The sequence below is a fragment of the Tenacibaculum agarivorans genome, from assembly GCF_001936575.1.
Taxonomy (GTDB): domain Bacteria; phylum Bacteroidota; class Bacteroidia; order Flavobacteriales; family Flavobacteriaceae; genus Polaribacter; species Polaribacter agarivorans.
The window spans coordinates 1-16,466 of the sequence record NZ_MSMP01000057.1 but is presented as its reverse complement, the minus strand read 5'-3'; the positions used below and the strand labels follow the sequence as shown (position 1 = coordinate 16,466).

Sequence of the window (16,466 nt, the reverse complement as noted above, 5' to 3'; positions counted from 1 at the left end):
TTGGAAAATACTACATGAATTTACTAAGAAAAAAATCCCGAGTATATAATACTCAGGATTCTATTTTATAAGTTGTAAAGGTTAGTTGTTGTATTGTTTATAAAGTACTTTCAATTTTATATTTCTTTTTATAAGCTTTAAGAGCAAACCCAACTCCAAAACCAAATACAATACCCGCAATAATACCAAGTACAATACCACCTGAAAAGTTTCCAGTTAAAGTTCCATAGTTGACTCCTAAAGAAGTCCATAATCCAGTTGAAAAGATTAAACTAAAAATAAAATACAAATTACTCATTTTTTATATGCTTTTGTCTATTAGAAGATTAATAAGCCTTTTTGTTACAGTGTTTTATAAAATAGTTTATTTCGAGATAAATTTGATTTTTATTTTTTTCTAGATTTTATGAGGCTTTGAATATGTTTTTCAAATTGGAAAAAAATGTTCAAAAAATAGAAGAAGAATTAGTTTAGAGAGTACTTTTAATAGACTTATTTAATGGATTTTACTATAGGCATATTTTAGTTTCCCTTTAAGTTTTCCGTAAGTTATAATTTCTTCTTCAATTTTGATTAATTGTCCTTTCAAGTCATAACAATAATTAACAAGCCCTTCACCAAACTAAGATAAATATTGATACTTAAAGTCATTCATGTTAAACTTTAGACATTCAGTATAGCCTTTTGATTCATGAAATTCAAGATTATGAGGTGTTTTGTTAGATGTTATATAATGTATTTGGCTAATTACAATTTCATGTAGTTTATGTTTTTGTTAGATCCTCTATAATTTTTAGTTCATTCAATTCCGTTAATTTAGTTCTCTTACATTTATTTGTCCAAAAGATATATTCCTTTTTTAATAGAAAGTAGTCCTGATCAAAAGTCCATAAGAAATAGTTATCTGCAGTCTTATTTTTGGTTCCGTAAATTAAATATTCTTGATTTATTGTGAAATCCGAATAGCTACAGAATTTTTTGTCTATTGGTGTAATAATGTAAATATACTTTTGATTGGATTGGCCTTTATAAATTTTTTCTAATTGAATCTTAGATCTTAAAACTTTCTTGTCTTTAAGAGTACTTTTTGCACATTCAGATCGAGGTAACGTATCTTGTTTAATTTTTAGAACAGCTTCTTTGGTAATAATCTGACTTAGATCTAATGTATCTACACTTTTTATTGTTCCTTGAACAACTATATCAGAATATGTAACAGAATATGTTATGGTTTGTTTTGTAGTATCACATTCACACTCAGTTTTAAATCCACAATTATTAGATTGACTAAATACAGGTATACAAGCAAGGTGAATTGTCAAAATTAAAATCCAGTTTCTCATTGAACATAGTATATTTTATGTTTTTTTTGTAATAAAAAGGTAGTGTCATTCAGGTTTAATCTAAAGATAATTAATAAGATTGAATTTCTTAATAGAAAATTGAATCTCTTAGTTATTAGTCAATATATTTCTTTACTATTAATGTTGCACAATGTCCACCAAAACCAAAACTATTACTCAAAGCATAATTGATGATCTTTGAAGTCTTGTTATGTAGTGATAAATTTAGCTCCTTAGGTATGTTGCTATCTACTTGTGTCGTGTTTATTGTTGGTGGAATTAAGTTGGTGTTTACCGACAAAGAAGTTGAAATCGCTTCAATAACTCCAGTTCCTCCCAATAAATGTCCTGTCATTGACTTAGATGCGCTGATTTGTATTTTATCAAGATTTGGCTTAAAGAGTTTTTCAATTGCTTTGATCTCTGATAAATCGCCCAATCCAGTTGATGTAGCATGGGCGTTAATGTAATCAACATTTTGAGGAATAATATTTGCCTCCTGAATTCCGTTTTTCATAGACAAATAAGCACCAAGTCCTTCAGGATGAGTTCCTGTGATATGATAAGCATCTGAACTTTCTCCACCACCAATAACTTCGGCGTAAATTTTTGCCCCTCTTTTTATTGCTGAGTCCAAACTTTCTAAAATCAAAGTTCCAGCTCCTTCACCCACCACAAAGCCATCCCTGTTTTGATCAAAAGGCTTTGAAGCTGAACTATAGTTTTCATTGTTTGTAGACATGGCTTTCATAGCGTTAAATCCTCCAATAGATGATTCCGTAATAGGAGCTTCTGAGCCGCCTGTAATAATGATATCCGCTTTATTTAAGCGTATATAGTTAAAGGCTTGTATGATACTTTGAGTTGAAGAAGCACAAGCTGTAACAGGACAATAACTTACACCACGAAGTCCATAGTTGATTGAAATTTGTCCCGACAAACCATTGGAAATTATCTTTGGAATAAAAAAGGGATTAAATCTAGGTTGAAAATTATTCTTTGTAAAGTCGATAACTTCCTTTTCAAATGTTTCAAAGCCACCAATACCGCTTGAAAATATAACTCCAATTCTATTGGTATCTAATTTTGAAAAATTAAGTTTAGCATCTTCGATAGCTTCTTTTGTTGAAATTAAACCGTATTGACTAAATCGATCTAATTTTCTTGATTCCTTTCTATCAAAATAGTCCAAAGGATCATAATCCTTTATTTCACAAGCAAATTTGGTTTTAAATTTTGAAGTATCGAAGCGTGTTATTTTATTGGCGCCAGATACTCCATTTAAAAGATTGTTCCAGTATTCTTTTGTGTTTTTTCCTATGGGAGTAATTGCTCCCAAACCTGTGATTACTACTCGTTTCATTTTTGTGAAATTATTTCATATACCGTAAGGTATATGATTTGTTAAATTTTTTTAAATCTTTTTTATTTGGTGAATTTCAGCCTCTAGATAATCTATATTATTCAATAAAATTTCAGGTTTATCAAGAGTTTTAGCCAGCATTATACCACCCTCAATTAATGAGATCATTCGATAAGAAAAGCTTTCGATATCAATATTTTTCAGTTCATTTTGTTTTCTTCCTTCATTAAGAATAGTAACAATTTTTTGATGCCAATTTTGAATGGTCTTTATTACTTCTTTTTTTAGTAAATCGTTACCATCATCTGCATCTACTGCTGTATTTAAAATGGCACAACCACCATTATCAAAAATGGGTTTAAAAGCAGTTCTGTAATGATTTAGAAAAATCAACAACTTGCCAATTGCAGTATTTTCTTGATTGAGTTTTTTTTGTATTTGCTCAGACTGAAACTTATAATTGTATTTAAAAGCTTCTACAGCAACCTCATTTTTGTCTTTAAAATTACCATATATACTACCTTTGGTTAAACCAGTTGCATTGGTCAAATCTGACAAGTAAGTTCCTGTATATCCTTTTTTATTAAATATGGAAGCTGTCTTTTCAATTATCAATTGTCTTGTTTTTTCTGAACGTATCATATTACAAATATACTGTACGGTATATGAGGATGCAAAAATTTTATTTTATATTGAATTTTTAATTAAAAGAATTGAATTAATAATACGTTGATATAAATTATTCTGAATTTGTTAATAGAACTTGTTACTTAAAATCAATCATGGGTAATTATTAAAATTACTAAAGAAAGTGAATTATTTCTTAAAAACATAGCATTACAAGATTGATGAATATCTTTTAATACTAAATATCCAGAACCAATCATTTTTGAACGATTGAAGTGAATGGTTGAGAAGTATTCCATTTCACCTTCATTTCTAGCTAAATTCTCAATTTCAGTAAATATTGATTCAATTTCTTTTTCATTGAGATCTTCATAAGGAAATAAGGTTTTTTTAAAAGAATCTATACATTGCTGTCGGTCCAACGAAAAAAAATTGAAACTTTTTATACCAATTGGTTCTAATTTGTTGGCAATACAAATTTGAGTTATATAATTATAAAAAGATTTTTTTTTATCATTTTTTTGATTATAAAAACTATAGATTAAAACATCACTTAAAAGATTTTTAGCTACATCAGTTTTTAATTTATATTTATTCATTTTGTTTTTTTTAAAACTAATAATTTCGTGTGTATTCATAGTAAATGTTTCCTTTTTTTAGATTAAAAAGTATGTCAGCACTTACCCAATAAACTTCTCCTTTTTCAACACCTGCCCAACCTTTTTTTTCAGGGTTATTATACTTTCTAGAGAAGATGAAATATTTCTCATCAGAAGACATATAGGGACAGTAATAATACCAATTGCTTTCATATTTTAATGGTATTTCTTTCGGTTTTGTCCATTCACCATTATCATTAAACGTTATTTGAAATTTACCTTGTCCATTGGTAATTGCATATCGTTCATCAGGTGAAGCGTAAGTTATTAGTTCCTTTTTTTCTGTCTTGGTATTTACGATAACAGGTGTATCAAATTTTTCATTACCTAAATATTGTGCTCGATATGTATACATTCCACCTTTACCACTTGGTTTGTTTGAGCGAAAATATAAACTCCCATCAGCTATAACTACAGGATAAGTTTCTATATATCCGGTAGAAATTGGAAAATCTACTTTAGAGGCTAAGCCCCATTTACCATTGACTTTTTTACTTTTATAAATATCTGGTGGTATTTTGTAAAGTTCATCTCGGGTAACATCATTTTTATAAAGCTTAGGATCTACACCAAGAAAATACATTGTCTTTCCATCTTTAGTGATTGTGGGATCACAAGCAACAGAAACCGAGATAGTATCATCATACATCTTAATAGGTTTAACATTAGACCATTTACCATTAATAAATTCAGAATGATGAATAATAAAAACTGTTATTTACAATTCTTGAAAAGAACATTTCTGTATTATCATAATTGAAAACTACATTAAGTTCTATACTATCTGTATTAACAATTGATGGTGCAAATAATTTAGGTGTTGTAGAAGGAGGAGCTTGGTTGAAATATGAAATCGTATTGTTTTTATAACTAAAAAATGGTACAACGATTACTAGAATTAATAACAATTTATTCATTATTGTTTGAATATTTTTAACGTTAAGATTAATAGTTTTTATGTTGGTTTTAGTTCATTTTTATTAAATCCGATAATAGTTTATATCTGAAAAGTAATGGGTTATAGTTTACTAATTTTTCAGTTTTATTCTTGCTTTAAAATTATAAAATTCGGTTTAAATTAATTACTATAAAACAGTTTTTAGATATCAATTTAGTAATCGTTTTAAAATATTTCTTCTTCGTTTTTAAAACTCTTGAACTCTATTGGGTTATTACTGAAGTCTAATACAAACATCGTTTTTTGCTCTCCTTGGGTTTCTTTGTATCGTATTTGCGGCTTTACTATAAATTCAATTTTGTTAGATTCTAAGGTGTTTTTTACTGTTTCAAATTCTTTTGATTTTAGAATACATCCAAAATGAGGAATAGGAACCTGTATTTTATCGACCTTACCGCAATAATCTAACAAAGGAATTGCTTCAGAAACATGAGCCGATAATTGATGTCCAAAAAAATCAAAATCAATCCAGTTTTTAGTTTGTCTCCCTATTTTACATCCTAATATTTCGTGATAAAACTTGTATGTACTTTTAATGTCTTTAACTTTAAATGCTAAGTGAAATCTATTCATGTCTAATAACCTTTTTCTAATGAAACACTATGTATTAGTTTTTTTCCTTCAATGAGGTTTTTGTAGTTAGTAACAATAATATTAGAGGCTGTACTTATGTCAGTAATAGCAGCTATATGTGGCGTGATTTTAATTTTTTGATGTTGCCAAAAAGGATGCTCAACTGGTAAAGGTTCTTTTCTAAATACGTCGAGTAAAGCTCCTGATAAATGTTTATTGTTTAGTAATGTAATTAAATCTGAGTCAACTAAATGTTCACCTCTACCAACATTGATTAAATATGCATTTTTACTAAGTTGTTCCATATTTTGTAAATTCAATATATTTTCGGTTTCCGATGTTAATGGTAAAATATTGATTAAAACATCTGTATTCTGTAAGACATTATGTAAACCATTATTTCCGTTAAAACATAAGACATTCTCAATTGATTTTTTAGATTTTGACCAGGCCTTAACTTTGAAACCTAACTTTCCAAGTTTTGTAGAAATATAAGCGCCTATTTCTCCTAAACCTAAAACACCTATAGTAGTATTATTTATTCTTTTATAAGATCTTTGACTCCAATATTTTTGCTTTTCATCAGTTTGATATTCAGATAGTCTCTTAAGATGAGACATTACTCCCGCAAGAATAAACTCAAACATATCTTCTGATAATTGATGATCAACAACTCTAGTCAATGTACAATTAGGAGAAAAATTTTGAGTTCGGATAATATGTTCAACTGAAGCTCCAACAGATTGCACTACTTTTAAATTAGGAAACTTAGATAATATATTTTGATCAGGCTTCCAACACAGGGCAAAAGTTACCTCTTGAGGTTGTTTTACATTTGGATAAATCTCAATTTTCACTTCCTTTAGTTTCAATTCTAATACGTTTTGCCAAGGTTTAGGATCTTTGTTGTTAAAGCAAATTACTATACTCATATATTTTTTTTACAAATTTCTAATATATCCTTTATAATTAAAAAGTGAATCGTTTGTTGTTGAATAATATTACCTTTGAATCAATTGGATTTAAACTATTAAAAAGATGATTTAATGATTGATCATATAGATAATGCTATTTTAAAGGAACTACAAAAAGATGCTCGACTTTCTTTCGCAGAGGTAGGACGGAAAATTAAGCTTTCTCCTTCAGCTGTAAGAGAAAGAATATTAAAAATGGAGGACACTGGTGTAATTAAAAAGTACGGAATTGAAGTAGATTATCCACAGTTGGGTTATGATTTAGAAGCTTTTATTTTAGTAAAAGTATTTCATGGAAAATTAAAGCTGTTTTTGAATGTAATACCTTCTATTCCAGAGATAGAAAAAGCATATAGAATAACGGGAAATCAAAATATTCATTTAAAAGTGATATTAAAAAATCAACTTCATTTACAGCAATTAATAGATAAACTAATGCCTTTTGGAGATACTCACACCTTGTTGATTCTGTCAGATGTTTCGTCCTGAGGTGGAAATATTAAGGTATATATAGCCACAGAGGAAACAAATAATTGATACAACTAAATCAATTTCCATAAAACCAAAATGTGGAATCCATTATAATTTTTAGGTTTAATAACAACGATATCCGTATGAATTTCAATAGGGAACAAATAAAATTTAAAATAAGATTGAATTCAAAACACAAACAGTTTTATTTATCTTATTGTGATTTGTTTTTTTCTACTGAGTTTATAATCCTTAAAGCCGATTTAGCTAATCCACTTTCTGGAAATTCTTGTAAAGTTTTTTCATAGTACTCTTTAGATTTCTTCCCGTTTCCAATTTGTCCATAACAAAAAGCAATGTTTGCTAAAGCCATTTCACGATAAGACATATGAGATGAACTTAAGAGTGTTAGAAAACGATATTTATCGATCCATTCATTTTTCTTGAAATAAGAATAACTATTTTCAAAATCTTGTATTGCTGTTTGAAAATTTTCCGAATTCAGTTTTTTTATTCCATTTCTATGATCCTTAGGAATGAAATTTCTTAAAGAAAAGGATAATAATAAATAGGTTCCAGCTCCTAAGAAAAAAGCTCTTTGTGGATTGATTATATACCAGATAAATATTATAATGCCCATTATTGCTAAATGAGGAATTATGGAAATCCAATCAGTTTGTCTTACGGTTGGTACTTTTGAACTCATTAAGTAATCAGTTTAATTTTAAAACGTATTACAACTATTGTTGTAAGTTGTTTTTTATTCTTTTATTTTTTATAATCTTCATATTTAGGTCTTTCCTGTGTTTGCCAAATGAATTTGTAGCCAGTTGTCAATACTTCAATTTCAAAATCTCTTTTCGACTTGTAAACGTGTTCTGGCATCGTTCCTATTAAGATTGCTCCAGTACATATAATCCCTGTCAATATAGTTAAAACCAATGTTACTAATTTGGGAATTTGAATTTGAACAACATATTTATGTATCAGATAAGTTATAATTAAGATAACCGAAAAATATATAAACAGGTTTATTAGCAATTCCTTTAAAAATATTTGAAGAGACATTGAAGTGTGCCAACCTTGGCTGATCCATATTAGAGGAAATCCACTCATCATTGTATCAGGCGCATCAACTGGAAGTACATACCACCATTTTGTAAACATTGAAAATGTAATTATCGTTAATGGCACTACTAATTTCAGAATTAATGATTTCATTTTTATTATTCTTAATAACGGGCAATGTTCTGTGTAAGGAACGTTGTACGTTTAACAAGCAATACGTTTTTAGATTGGTACTAAGTCAAATATAAATATTTTGTTTTTATCGTTTTTCAAATCATTTTCATTTTAAGTATTTATGATGTTAATACTACTATTTAACGGTTTTTTACTTTGCTAGTTTTTTACATACTACATGTAGGAAGTGTGTCTAGTCATCACTTTGTGGATGTTTAAAATAGAATTGGAACAATATCAAGAATTAACGTTTCAGCGATTTCAGAGGCTTGGTTAGATAGTATAATTACAGTACTATTTTGCTTTTCAGTGAACCTAAACATTTGAGCATAAAAGATATCATTACCGCCATCGTGCCAATGAACTTTTACTTCATTTTCCAATTCTTGTATAACCCAACCATAACCATAATAAGAGTCTCCATCAGTTTCTTCTAGAATATGTTTAAAAAATAACTTTTGTTTGGCTTCTTCATTTAGAATTTCATTAGTATTCAGTGCTTCATGCCACTTCTTCATATCTTGTGTACTAGATAGAATCCCGCCATTTGCTTTAAGATGCCAATATGGTCCTTCGTTAAACCATAAATTACTACTATTAGGAACTCCAAAATCAGTATCTCCTTGATATCCATGAGCTATGTTTTCTGATTGAAAATCTGGCGATCGATATCCAGTTTTATTCATTCCTGCTGGAATCCATAAATTATTTCTTAGGTATTCTTCATAGGTTTGTCCTGATATTTTTTCGATAAGAATACCTAAAATACTATATCCTACATTAGAGTATGCATATTTTTCTCCTGGAGAGAATTGCAGTTCTGAAGAAAAAGTTTGTGTTAAGAACATTTCGGTATCCACAACATCATAGTCCGAACCTATAGCTTCAATAAGCCCAGAAGAGTGTGTTAATAATTGGTGTATGGTGATATTTTGTTTCTCTTTTGGAACATTTTTTAGATAGGTATGCAAACTGTCTTCTACAGATAGTTTTTCTTGCATTTCTAATTTAAGAATTGCTGCTGCGGTAAATTGTTTGGTTACGGACCCAATATCAAAAATAGTATTAGGATCGTTTTTCTGATTTTCTGCTATATTCTTAAAACCATACCCGTTATTGATAAGTATTTCATTATCTTTTTGAATAAGAACACTACCATAAAAACCATCTGCTTCTTTTTGGGTAAGCAATTGCATCAATTTGGTTTTTTGTGGATCTTCATTTATTGGTGATTCATTGTCTTTTGAGCAACCCGTTATGCATAAAGCTACTAATACTGCTAAGAATGTCTGTTTCATTATGTTTGTTTTTTAGACAAATCTAACAGAACATCATAACCGATTGTTCGAACTTATAAAGTCGAACAACTTAGCAAGAAAATAATTTCAGTTTATAGCGTGTAGTTTTCTATAATCACTAGGAGATAGCCCAGTTATCTTTTTAAAAGTGGTATTAAAAGTAGTCTTGGAATTAAAACCAGATTCAAAAGCTATACCTAACATGTTTAAGTGTTTTTTATCTGGATCAATTAATATTTTTTTACTTTCTTCAACACGATATTCATTAATAAATGTATAAAAGTTTTTATGAAAATGAGTGTTTAGAAAATAGGATAAGAAATGAGATTTCATTTGTAATTCGGAAGCTAATTTGGGAAGTGTAATATTGTTTTCTAGATAAGGTTGTTTTTCTACTATATATTGCAAAATAATACTTTTTGTTTCTTCAATTTCTAGAGGAGATAGCTTCCAGTTTTCGGTATCTAGTTGATATTGATGTTTTATTACTTTATCAACGTTTTCTAATTGTGTTTTTTTATAAGGAAAAATTTCTTTCTGAAGTACCATATGATAGCCCATATAAAACAACAATAAAAACTCTATAATATCAGCTATACCGATTAGTGTATATGATTTACTAAAACTGAATATAATCTCGGTAAAAATAAGTAGGGCTGGGGCTAGTAGTAAATAGAGGAGCCATTTTAAATCAATTCGATCAACATCAGCAGACAGGTCTTTAATGGATTTTTGATGTTTCAATATAATCCATGATGATTTTATGAGTATAAAAATACAGAAGGTTATAAAAAAGATATCGTACCAAGGTTGATACAATTTATTTTCGGTGATAAATACTTGTTTACTAAAAAAAGTAAAAGATTTCAGTATAATATCGATTATCCAAGGAATACATAAAATAATATCATTCCTAGTAAGATGTCTAATAGGTTTTACAAAAGAGAGAACTGCGAGGTAAATAGAAATAGGAATTAAGAAAACAATAATTTCCTTACAAAAAAACAATACAGAGTGAGAAGTATTGTTGGTAAGTTCTCCTAAAATATCAACTAAAAAAACAAGGCTAAGTCCAAAAACAAAAACGGTTAACCATTTATTGGCTTTTTGATTTACCTTTTTAGAAATGGTAAAAGTAATTGCAGTAAGTAATAAAGAGATACCAAATTTTGTAGCTAGAAAAATAACAAAGAAAATATCGATGTTAGAAGAATTATAACTCATTAATATCTCCAACTTTGTATATTGTACTTCTTAATCCGAGAAATTGTGTGTTTTCCATTTTCGTTTTTTATATAGTGTTATTTACTGGTTTTTCTTATTATAATTTTACTCCTTGAATTAGAATAGAAGATTTAATTGAATTTTCCTTCAAATGTAAAAACTTTTTTCGCTCTTCATCTTGCTTGAAGTTATCAAAATCTTCTTGTGTATCAAACTCTACTAGATGAATTTCATATGGGACTTCAATAGTATTTTCTATTATAGAGTTTCCATCAGGTCTAATCCTTAGCGTTAGTCTTCCGTTATATTTTAAAATTGTGGGTATTGCAATATCTTCGAATTGATGAAAAACATCTTCTTGTTCCTTTACTATATAAATTAATTGCGTTATGTAAATCATTTTGAAGTGCTATTACTTAGAGGAGCTTATTTTTTTGTGCTATGAAAGTACTAATATTTTGATCAACTTTCTGAAAACTACATAGTAATCATTTTTTTATTTTTTTAATAATATTCCAGTCAAATTCTGTACAGAGTCCAATTCCCGAATGTGTATTTCGACCTCCATTGTTTAGCGGTAATTCATTGAAAATTTCAGGAATATCTCCAACTACTTCAATTAGACAATGTGAATGATGACCTCTCCATAAATCAGGATGAAATATATCACGATAGTTAAAAGCTCCTTTTACAATAGTTTTTTGCTTCCAAAACTTAGTATAATCTCTAGTATCAAAAATAATATCGTAAGTTTTAGGCAAGTTAATATTTGCATATGAATAGCTTATTCCTACTGAAAGAACATTTTCATTATGAATTTCTTTGATTATAGATTTAAATTCTTGGTTAATTCTTTTAAACTTTTCGTCAGTTAAATTCTCATAAGATTCTCTTTTAAGTGATTTGGAATCTTTATAAATATCAAAAGGAATTTGATTTAATATTCTTAAATACCTATTAGCAGGATCAATATTGTTTTCAAAATCCCAACTTATTTCTGTAGATTCTAGTTTTGAAAGTGCATTTTGAAAAGCATTTTTTAATAGGTTAGAATATGTAGAATCTAAGTTGGAATATTCAATAATTTCTGCTTCTAAATTTACGAATACATCTGCATTGTAATTTTTTAAAGCTTGAGCTAATTTTAATAAATAAAGGAGCAAATTAGTATTACTCTTTATTAATTCTATTTTGTCGCTATCACTACATGAAATATTGTGTAGAATTAGAGTATTGGTTTCAGTTACTTCTTCAAGAAAGTAAGCTATAAACTCTTTTTTTATAGAAATATCAGAAAAGAGTAAGTCTTTAAATTCTTCGCTAAGATTCATTTTAGTAATTAAGTATCATGTTTAGTATATGTATTATAGCAGAGTAAAATGTTACCCCATTCTTATGTCGTTTAGGTTTTATCAGCAATCTTTTTATATAAACTCTATGATTAAGTCTTTCTTTTCTGTTATGCAGTTTTTATAAATCTCAACAATATTTTTGGAGAGTGTTATAAAATCTTTAAACGTTTCTTCTGTCTCTTTTTGGTATTCAGAAGAGTTGAAATTAGGGTTACCCTCAAATTGTTTTTTCGATTCTGATCTCTCCAATTTATACATCTTTTTTATTACATTAAAATTTATTTTTTCATAATCACTAACAATTAATTCTAATGTTTTATAATTAAAAGCTTTCCAATATGCTTCAGGATCCAATTTCAACCATCCTAAATCATCATTTGAGGTATTACTTGTATATTTTTTAGTATTAATGTATGATTCGTGTTCATCATCCTGTGTTGTCCAAAACATATGAAAAAAGAAAGTCCCATAAAATTTCTTTTCTTTTTCAGATAGATGTTTTATTCCATATGCTATCGGAGTACTATATTTAATTAATTGAGTAGTTTTTATAGTGAAATCTATTGCTTGAGAGGCAGGGTGTTCAATTACTTCTATATAATCAAAGTCTAACTCTTTTATTCTATTTTTTAAATAGTCAATCTCAGAAAACAGCGTTTTAATACCACTCCAATAAGTTCCCATATTTCAAAAAATCTTGTTTGTATTTTACTTTTAGTTAGCTTTAGTTTTTGATTATTTCTAATTTCAATATTGAAGGATGGTAAGCCTTTACTATCTCATATTCGCCAGAGCAGCATGGGAATGACGAAATTTTCCAGTCCCAAAATATTTTGAATGACTTTCCTAAATATTCTGGATTATCATTAAGCTTTTTGTCGAAAAGTGAAATATGTTCAAGATCATTTTGTCCAAATCCAAAGTCGTATATTCTTCCTTTTGAATCTTTAAAATTTATATGATGATAGTCTCCAATATCATTTCCTATATAAATTGCGGTAAAAGGATTGGAGACGTTTTTCCATTGTTCTCTTTTGTGTTCAATATATTGTTTTAATTCAACCCTATACTTTTTTGGACATTCAATTATAAAATTGTCAATATTCCATTTATCAACATTCAATTTACTTTGTGAAAAGATAGAAAAGGAGATAAAAAGTAAAACAACTGTAATGATTTGTTTCATTTGTTTTTAATGTTGTTTATTTTTTAAGTTATCAAGTTTAACTTTATATTCTGAAATAGCTTCAGAATAATGTTTTATAGCTTCTAATTTTTCTATTCTTGATAATTCATCATTAGCTTTATCCAAATTTTTTAGCTCTATATAAGTATCTATTTTATGGAACAGGTATACAGCATCTTGAGATGTATGAAAGGCTTTTTCAGAATTTTCAAGAAAAAGGTTGTAAACGTTTATTTTCTTTTCTGTATCCCCTTTTTTATCATAAACCTTTGCCTTGTGAGTTAGCAAATAAGAGTTCTCAGAATCATATTGAATTGCTTTGTCCAAGTAAACAATTGCATTGTCAAAATCCTCTGTTTTTTCATATGATTTTGAAATATTGAAGTTAAGAGTTTGGTATGGATTGAAAATACCATCATCAAAAACCTCATTACTATTATCTAGAAATTCTAAGGCTTTTTTATAGTCTTTTATGCTCTCTTCATGTTTACCCAAATCTGATAAGATATTTCCTGTTTCTTCATAGATTTCGTGAATATCATCTTCTTCATTAAAGGTGTCGATTTGTATATAGAGATGTTTTATATAGGCTTTTAAAATTTCACTTTTATTTTCAAATGAATCAATCGTATAGAATCCATCTGAATCTTCATCAAAATATTTAGATCCATCATATTCCAATCTACTTAACTTTGAAAATAATAAAGACTTTTGCTTTACTGACCAAATGTTTTCAGGATCTAATTCTATAGCTTGATTAATAGATTTCAATGCATCATCAAAATCTTTATTAGCACTTTGCATTGTTGATAGCATTCTCCAGCCCTCAATGTTTTTAGGGTAATTTTGTAAAAGCTCTTTGAATAGTTTTATAGCTTTAGGATACCTGTTTTCATTATATTGATGATACACTTTTTCTGCTATTTTGAGTAACTCTTTTTCTGTTTTCATCTTTTTATTGGATTATCTATAATGTATTTATATATATTCTGTTATTGCAGAAAGATAATTAATTAAGATTGAATTTCCGATCAGAAATTTACCCGCAATTAATTGCACATGTTGTTGTGCTTATTAGCAGTTAATTCTATAGGTATATATAAAACTAAAAACCTACAAGAATTTTTAGAAGTAGGGGAGAACAAACAATTACTTATAATTATTGTTAGATTTTTAAGGTCACTATTAGATTTTTTAATACTGAAAGCATCCAATAGATAATATAAATGAGCTACAATTAATTAGAATATACATTTTTGTTATGTAGTTCCATCCATTTACTTGAATCAGCTAAGTCCGTCCAACCATATTTTCTATATAGTTCATGAGCATCGCCAGTAAGCAAAATCCAACGTCTTAAGCCTTGAAGTTTAGGAGAATTCATTATGGTTTCCATTAACCATTTTGAAAGACCTTTTCCTCTATATTCCTCTAAAATATACACATCTCCTAAATAAGCTATTGTCGAAAAATCAGTGATAATTCTTGCAAAACCAATTTGTTTATTATGCTCATAAAGACCAAAACAGAAGGAATTTTCTATTGAAATTTTAACTTTTTCTCTCGGAATGTTTAAAGACCAATACGCTTTAGTTGATAAAAAATCATGAATGGCATCAATATCTAATTTCGATTTATCAGTAGAGATGTAGAATTCGTTTTGTTGTAGTGATAGTTTTTTCATTAGAATTTTTGGTTAATATTGCTGCTAATGTTTTGAATATGAGGTGTTATGAGCTAAAAGCTATCATGATTTCATATTCATTGTTGGGTGTAGTTTTTATTCAGTTATTCTGTTTTTCAAATCCATCCGTTCGTGAAGTATTCTTATCACTTGAATTCTTTTGGTTGATATTATTTGATAGAATATTATGTGTTTTCCGGATTTAAATCCGAGAAGATTTTTGCTTATCCCATCATATTCCTTTCCGATATTAGGGTTTTCTCCAATTCCGTTACAAGCAATTTTTAAGGTAATATAATATTTGTCAGCTTGTTCTTCCGACCACTTTTCAAAAGTATAATCCCAAATGTCATTTAAGTCGTCTATAGCTTTTTGTCTCAAGATAACTTTAGCCATTTTTTCTCTTTTCAGCTTTTAACTTTTTTAGATTTTCATCAAAGTCAAAATCTTCAACTATTGGGCTATTAAGTCCTTCTTGTATTGCATTTCGTAAAGCAATTACTTTACTTTCTTCATTTTCTAAAAGCCGAAGTCCAGCTCTGATAACTTCGCTTACATTTTTATAACGTCCAGTTGAAACCTGACTTTGCACAAATTGATCAAAATAATTTCCTAGTGATATAGATGTATTTTTCATTATTTATGATTTTTAAAATCAAATATACCAAAATTTGGTATTTTTATCAAGTCATATCTTCTCTATTTAGGACAGATCAGGATTACATCCAACGTTTTGGTATAAGCTTTGTTACGTTTTTGTTAGTCTAAAAAGTAGGTGAAAATTAAAAAACGTTGTACCTGCGTTTTTTCAGAAGTGGGCGAGTAGTAGCAAGTACTTATAGCGATTGTTATGCGTTCGTTTTTTATCAGTCCGATGAATTACTTTATTCTTTTAATTAGGTAGTAACTTTCCACATAATTCCAAATTTGTCAATGCAATTACCATAATAAGAACCCCAGAATGTAACGTGCATAGGCAATGTTTTTTGTCCACCTTTTGAAAGTTCGTCATATAGCCTATCCGCTTCATCTTTACCATCTGTATGAATTATTAGACCAAAGTTGCTATATCCTTTTGACTCTTCATATCCTTCAGCATAGTCAGCACCATTCAAACTTGTTTCTTCGCTAATATTCAAAGTGACGTGCATTATTTTATTTTCGTCAGTTTTTTGGAAAAAGTGTCTATCTTTTTTGGGAACATCTTTATAGCGTCCAATGTATGATACTTTTTTTTGAAAAACTTTTTCATAGAAATTAAAAGCTTCTTCACAATTACCATTAAAATAAAGGTATGGATTCATTCTTGCCATAGAGCTATATTTTAGATTATGATATAATTTTTCTATCAATTTGTAAATGATGGATCACGGTTTCGTATAATCACTAGTTATGGGTTAAGTTAGCGATTATTTTTCGGTTTAGCACAGACGATAGTAATTCCGAGCGGATTCTAGCCTGTCCTGAGCGCAGTAGAAGGGTAGCCGAATTCGCTATAATTGCAGTTATACG

General features: G+C 28.4%; 22 protein-coding genes. 1 reads left to right on the top strand and 21 read right to left on the bottom strand.

Annotated elements, in window-relative coordinates:
- Positions 1-97: 97 nt before the first annotated feature.
- The 8 genes from BVC87_RS22305 to BVC87_RS22270 all read right to left on the bottom strand — a co-directional run bounded on the left by BVC87_RS22305 (position 98) and on the right by BVC87_RS22270 (position 6,455).
- A complete protein-coding gene (locus BVC87_RS22305; protein ID WP_075344620.1) occupies positions 98-298 on the bottom strand; it encodes a hypothetical protein in 201 nt (66 codons plus the stop codon).
- Positions 299-764: 466 nt separating this feature from the next.
- A complete protein-coding gene (locus BVC87_RS22300) occupies positions 765-1,343 on the bottom strand; it encodes a hypothetical protein (RefSeq protein WP_075344619.1) in 579 nt (192 codons plus the stop codon).
- Between the two features lie 115 nt (positions 1,344-1,458).
- Positions 1,459-2,706 (bottom strand): beta-ketoacyl-ACP synthase II, encoded by a 1,248-nt coding sequence (gene fabF / locus BVC87_RS22295; RefSeq protein WP_075344618.1) that lies wholly within the window; start codon positions 2,704-2,706, stop codon positions 1,459-1,461.
- 51 nt (positions 2,707-2,757) lie between these two features.
- Positions 2,758-3,348 carry a TetR/AcrR family transcriptional regulator gene (locus BVC87_RS22290; RefSeq protein WP_075344617.1) on the bottom strand — a complete coding sequence of 197 codons (591 nt, stop codon included), beginning with the start codon at positions 3,346-3,348 and terminating at the stop codon, positions 2,758-2,760.
- Positions 3,349-3,482: 134 nt separating this feature from the next.
- Positions 3,483-3,932 carry a hypothetical protein gene (locus BVC87_RS22285; RefSeq protein ID WP_143569886.1) on the bottom strand — a complete coding sequence of 150 codons (450 nt, stop codon included), beginning with the start codon at positions 3,930-3,932 and terminating at the stop codon, positions 3,483-3,485.
- A gap of 16 nt (positions 3,933-3,948) precedes the next feature.
- On the bottom strand, positions 3,949-4,641 hold the full coding sequence (locus BVC87_RS22280) for a PD40 domain-containing protein (protein WP_099098875.1): 693 nt from the start codon (positions 4,639-4,641) through the stop codon (positions 3,949-3,951).
- A 474-nt stretch (positions 4,642-5,115) separates the two neighbouring features.
- On the bottom strand, positions 5,116-5,523 hold the full coding sequence (locus BVC87_RS22275) for a VOC family protein (protein ID WP_075344615.1): 408 nt from the start codon (positions 5,521-5,523) through the stop codon (positions 5,116-5,118).
- A 2-nt stretch (positions 5,524-5,525) separates the two neighbouring features.
- Positions 5,526-6,455, bottom strand: a complete 930-nt coding sequence (locus BVC87_RS22270; protein ID WP_075344614.1) for a 2-hydroxyacid dehydrogenase — start codon at positions 6,453-6,455, stop codon at positions 5,526-5,528.
- A 114-nt stretch (positions 6,456-6,569) separates the two neighbouring features.
- Between BVC87_RS22270 and BVC87_RS22265 the strand changes: the two genes are divergently transcribed.
- Complete coding sequence (locus BVC87_RS22265; RefSeq protein WP_075344613.1) at positions 6,570-6,986, top strand: Lrp/AsnC family transcriptional regulator; 417 nt, start codon at positions 6,570-6,572, stop codon at positions 6,984-6,986.
- Positions 6,987-7,182: 196 nt separating this feature from the next.
- Here the strand turns inward: BVC87_RS22265 and BVC87_RS22260 are convergent, their stop codons facing one another.
- The 13 genes from BVC87_RS22260 to BVC87_RS22200 form a co-directional block, all read right to left on the bottom strand.
- Positions 7,183-7,674: a tetratricopeptide repeat protein gene (locus BVC87_RS22260; RefSeq protein ID WP_075344612.1), complete on the bottom strand. Its 492-nt coding sequence runs from the start codon at positions 7,672-7,674 to the stop codon at positions 7,183-7,185.
- A 62-nt stretch (positions 7,675-7,736) separates the two neighbouring features.
- Positions 7,737-8,189, bottom strand: coding sequence for a hypothetical protein (locus BVC87_RS22255; protein ID WP_075344611.1), 453 nt, complete (start codon positions 8,187-8,189; stop codon positions 7,737-7,739).
- A gap of 236 nt (positions 8,190-8,425) precedes the next feature.
- Positions 8,426-9,508: a serine hydrolase domain-containing protein gene (locus tag BVC87_RS22250; RefSeq protein WP_075344610.1), complete on the bottom strand. Its 1,083-nt coding sequence runs from the start codon at positions 9,506-9,508 to the stop codon at positions 8,426-8,428.
- Between the two features lie 87 nt (positions 9,509-9,595).
- Complete coding sequence (locus tag BVC87_RS22245; RefSeq protein WP_075344609.1) at positions 9,596-10,732, bottom strand: helix-turn-helix domain-containing protein; 1,137 nt, start codon at positions 10,730-10,732, stop codon at positions 9,596-9,598.
- Between the two features lie 97 nt (positions 10,733-10,829).
- Positions 10,830-11,132, bottom strand: a complete 303-nt coding sequence (locus tag BVC87_RS22240) for a DUF1330 domain-containing protein (protein ID WP_075344608.1) — start codon at positions 11,130-11,132, stop codon at positions 10,830-10,832.
- 88 nt (positions 11,133-11,220) lie between these two features.
- Positions 11,221-12,063 carry a hypothetical protein gene (locus BVC87_RS22235; RefSeq protein ID WP_075344607.1) on the bottom strand — a complete coding sequence of 281 codons (843 nt, stop codon included), beginning with the start codon at positions 12,061-12,063 and terminating at the stop codon, positions 11,221-11,223.
- A gap of 93 nt (positions 12,064-12,156) precedes the next feature.
- Complete coding sequence (locus BVC87_RS22230) at positions 12,157-12,768, bottom strand: hypothetical protein (RefSeq protein ID WP_075344606.1); 612 nt, start codon at positions 12,766-12,768, stop codon at positions 12,157-12,159.
- A gap of 40 nt (positions 12,769-12,808) precedes the next feature.
- A complete protein-coding gene (locus BVC87_RS22225; protein ID WP_143569885.1) occupies positions 12,809-13,270 on the bottom strand; it encodes a hypothetical protein in 462 nt (153 codons plus the stop codon).
- Between the two features lie 6 nt (positions 13,271-13,276).
- Positions 13,277-14,221 carry a tetratricopeptide repeat protein gene (locus BVC87_RS22220; protein ID WP_075344604.1) on the bottom strand — a complete coding sequence of 315 codons (945 nt, stop codon included), beginning with the start codon at positions 14,219-14,221 and terminating at the stop codon, positions 13,277-13,279.
- 286 nt (positions 14,222-14,507) lie between these two features.
- Positions 14,508-14,954 (bottom strand): GNAT family N-acetyltransferase, encoded by a 447-nt coding sequence (locus tag BVC87_RS22215; RefSeq protein ID WP_075344603.1) that lies wholly within the window; start codon positions 14,952-14,954, stop codon positions 14,508-14,510.
- 96 nt (positions 14,955-15,050) lie between these two features.
- Positions 15,051-15,350, bottom strand: a complete 300-nt coding sequence (locus BVC87_RS22210; RefSeq protein ID WP_075344602.1) for a type II toxin-antitoxin system RelE/ParE family toxin — start codon at positions 15,348-15,350, stop codon at positions 15,051-15,053.
- Positions 15,343-15,591 (bottom strand): type II toxin-antitoxin system ParD family antitoxin, encoded by a 249-nt coding sequence (locus BVC87_RS22205; protein ID WP_075344601.1) that lies wholly within the window; start codon positions 15,589-15,591, stop codon positions 15,343-15,345. Before BVC87_RS22205 ends, BVC87_RS22210 begins: the two co-directional genes overlap by 8 nt.
- A gap of 259 nt (positions 15,592-15,850) precedes the next feature.
- Positions 15,851-16,267 carry a VOC family protein gene (locus BVC87_RS22200; RefSeq protein WP_075344600.1) on the bottom strand — a complete coding sequence of 139 codons (417 nt, stop codon included), beginning with the start codon at positions 16,265-16,267 and terminating at the stop codon, positions 15,851-15,853.
- Positions 16,268-16,466: the final 199 nt, after the last annotated feature.